The sequence below is a fragment of the Collinsella aerofaciens genome (assembly GCF_039752985.1).
Classification (GTDB): Bacteria; Actinomycetota; Coriobacteriia; order Coriobacteriales; family Coriobacteriaceae; genus Collinsella; species Collinsella aerofaciens_BT.
On the sequence record NZ_JBDMHA010000111.1, the window covers coordinates 1 to 3,076 of the forward strand.

General features: G+C 60.0%; 4 protein-coding genes. 1 reads left to right on the forward strand and 3 read right to left on the reverse strand.

Annotated features, from left to right (window positions below; genetic code table 11):
* Positions 1–840 (forward strand): hypothetical protein (locus ABHR76_RS09760; RefSeq protein WP_346977593.1); only part of this gene is annotated, 840 nt, incomplete at its 5' end.
* On the opposite strand, the gene ABHR76_RS09765 is transcribed toward ABHR76_RS09760, so the two are convergent.
* From ABHR76_RS09765 to ABHR76_RS09775, 3 genes are all read right to left on the reverse strand, one after another.
* A complete protein-coding gene (locus tag ABHR76_RS09765; protein ID WP_346977595.1) occupies positions 837–1,685 on the reverse strand; it encodes a hypothetical protein in 849 nt (282 codons plus the stop codon). The genes ABHR76_RS09760 and ABHR76_RS09765 overlap by 4 nt on opposite strands.
* Before the next feature lie 79 nt (positions 1,686–1,764).
* The gene (locus ABHR76_RS09770) at positions 1,765–2,535 is read right to left on the reverse strand and encodes an energy-coupling factor ABC transporter ATP-binding protein (RefSeq protein ID WP_346977597.1); all 771 of its coding nucleotides are present in this window, start codon (positions 2,533–2,535) and stop codon (positions 1,765–1,767) included.
* Positions 2,536–2,579: 44 nt separating this feature from the next.
* On the reverse strand, positions 2,580–3,076 hold a 497-nt coding region (locus ABHR76_RS09775), incomplete at its 5' end, for an energy-coupling factor transporter transmembrane component T (protein WP_346977598.1).

Consider the following 3,076-nt stretch of genomic DNA (forward strand, 5'->3'; position numbering starts at 1 on the left):
CCTCCTGGGTCGTTTAGGCAGACTGAGCATGGATTTGATGTCACGTCGCCCGAGTTTACGCTGCTCAACCTTGCTGCGAAGGTCTCACGCAACCAGTTACTCATGGCTTGCTACGAGATGTGCGGCTCCTTTGCAGTGTTTAAGCCCTGCGAGCGAACGCAACAACAACTCGATGAAGCTATTTCGCTTAAGTTCATTCCACCCAACTGCGGCTGGGAGCGAGTTAACGACACCAAGGGCAATGACACCAACTTGTGGAAGCGCACGCCGCTTCTTACCGCAACGGATATCACCGCGTTCGCCAAGCAAGCCGCAGGCCTGCGCGGCGTCAAACAACTGCACTGGGCGGCCGAGCACATGACGGGGCAGGCCGCCTCGCCCTTCGAAGTACAGACCTCCATGCTTATCTCGCTCCCCCGCGACGAGGGCGGCCAGGGCATCGAGATCGCCAACAACGCGCGCATCCCGCTCAGTGAAGCCGCACGTTCGCTGTATGACAAAACCTGCTGCTACGCCGATATCCTCGTCGAAAGCGCCACCGACAGCATGGGCGTCATTCTGGAATGCCAAGGCCGCTCTGCCCACGACAGCGAAGCCGCGAGCCTCTCCGATGCCGAGCGCGCCACCGCACTCACAAGCATGGGCTACGACGTCATCCAAATTACCTATGACCAGATCAAGGAGAAGAAGAGCTTCGACCACATAGCCGAGCTCATCCATAAAAAGGCCGGGCTTCCCCACATCCCAAAGACCAAACAGGAGCGCATTGCCGAAGATACCTTACGGCAAGAGCTACTTGTCGATTGGGTTGAGCTATTCGCTGCCGGGCCGGCCAGCTAGCAGCTAGCAATCAGGGGCAGAGCAGGCACATCGGACGATTCGACACGGGCGGCAAAACCCGCCTCGGTCAGCTCGATCACCTCGGTAAACGTCGCGTCGAAGAACTCCTCGGTCAGCAGGCGGTATGGCGGATGGTCGGGCTCACCGGGGTTTTCTCGCACGATCTCGTGCATAACGCCGATGGTCTTGAGCACATACTCCTTATGGATGGGATACTGCCCAAAACGCGTCGCCGCAGTATACAGGCGATCGGTCGCGCGCGGAATCGAAACGATGCCGAGCGTCTTGCCAAACCAGTCAAAGTCGCCTTGCTTTTTAATGCGGAATTCCTCGCACGGTTTGCCGCCGTGCGCCTCCAGGTACTGATTCACGCGCGTATTCCACACGGTATCGGCCACGAGGTGAGACCAAACGCCCAGCGTCAGATCGAGCAGCGACTGCGCCACGTCATCGGGCGCGAGCGAAAGCTCGCTAGCACCGGGACCGGCAACCGGCTCGGCATCCTTGTAGCGTTGGGGATAATGCACCCGATTGAGTCGCTCGCGCTCCTCGACAATCGAGGTCGCGTCAGCCGGCGTACCAACAGGCGCCCCTTTGAGCAGCGGCGCCACATAGGTGTCCCAAAACTCATGCTCGCGCGGCTTAGGGATAGGCTCGGGCTTTGCAAAGTGCGTAATGCGGTACGGGATGGGATCGGCGATGCCAGGGACCATATAGCCCACGAAGATATCCGGAACCACACAGCCAAACAAAAAGGCATTGCGGTCGCGCACGCTCTTGGCAAGCGCACCGGTGCGCTCCAGCAAACGCTCTGTTTGAGCGATATGAATGTTCCAGCTTGGCATAGCCACCCCCATAAAAACCTGGATAACTATACCATCACGCCAAAGCCACGCGGGCGGCTACGCACGCTCTACGCAGCAACTAGTCCGTCGCACCGCTTTCAGTTCCATACGACGGCGAAGGTGCCTCGACCACGTGATGATATCGATCGATATAGATGGCGCGGGCACCCAGGCGTCGCACCAAATCCTGGTGATGTGTGCTCATCAAGACCGTCTTGCCGGCAGCTACATAGGCCAGTAGAAAGTTGACCACGATGTCGCACGAGTCCTCGTCAAGTCCGTTGGTAGGCTCGTCGAGCACCAGGATATCGGGGTTCATCGACACGACGGCCGCCAGCGCCACACGCTTCTTTTGCCCACCCGAAAGCTGATAGGGCGAGGCATCGACCAGGTCGGCAACTTGAAACAGTTCCATGGCATCGTGCACGCGACGGTCGAGCTCGTCTGCCGGCAGCCCCATCTGCGCGGGACCAAAAGCAACTTCCTCACCCACCGTAGCGCAGAACAACTGGGCGTCGGCATTCTGGAACACAAAGCCCACGCGCTGATGGAACCGCTGGGCCGTCGCGGAATCCTTGAGATATGCCGCATCGACCATACACCCGTCAAACAGGTATGCCCCTGCGTCCGCGAGTTCAAGGCCGTTAATAAGACGCATAATCGTCGTCTTACCGCAGCCGTTGGGACCGAGCAGGGCAACGAGTTCACCACGATCGACCTGCAGCGACACGCCATCGACAACCGTATGCCCCGCATAGGAGAACACCACGTCGCGCAACTCAATAAGCGGCGCGCCCTCGGCGCCGCCCGCACCGTTCGTGCCCGCCGCACTATTCATATCGATCGTCAAAACGTCGCCCCTCCCTACTCACATCGACGGCTAGACCGCCCGCGCTACAGCACCGCGCACAACACGGCGAGCAGAACCACAACGACCGCGTAAACCGCATCGCGCCAGCCAAAGCCGCCCCGCGCAGGAGCCGGATACGCACCGGCAAAGCCGCGGCAGAGCATGGCCTCGTCCATCGCGCGGCTGCATTCCATCGCCTTGATAAACGTCATGCCCATGATACCCGCGATCGAATCGGTACGCGAAAATCCCTCAGGCGCACGGCCAACGCTGCGCAGCATGACCGATTCGCACAGATCGTGCGCCGTGCGTCCCAGCACCTCGATGTGCTTGAGTGCCATATCAAAGGTAAAGATGACCTCGTCGGGCAGGTGCAGCATTTTGAGCGCCGCCGACATGCGGCTCCAGGTAAGCGTCCACGAAACGCCCAGCACCAGCGACACATTAATGAAGGTCTTGAGCGCGATCTTGAGCATGGCGCCCGTGGCAGACGCGCCCAGCAGCAGGGCAGGCAACGCCAGAACCACCGCAAGCCCCGTGG

What these genes read in the sequence shown, in the direction of transcription:
- ABHR76_RS09765 (WP_346977595.1), bottom strand. Translation starts at nt 1,685, where the DNA reads ATGCCAAGCTGGAACATTCATATCGCTCAAACAGAGCGTTTGCTGGAG.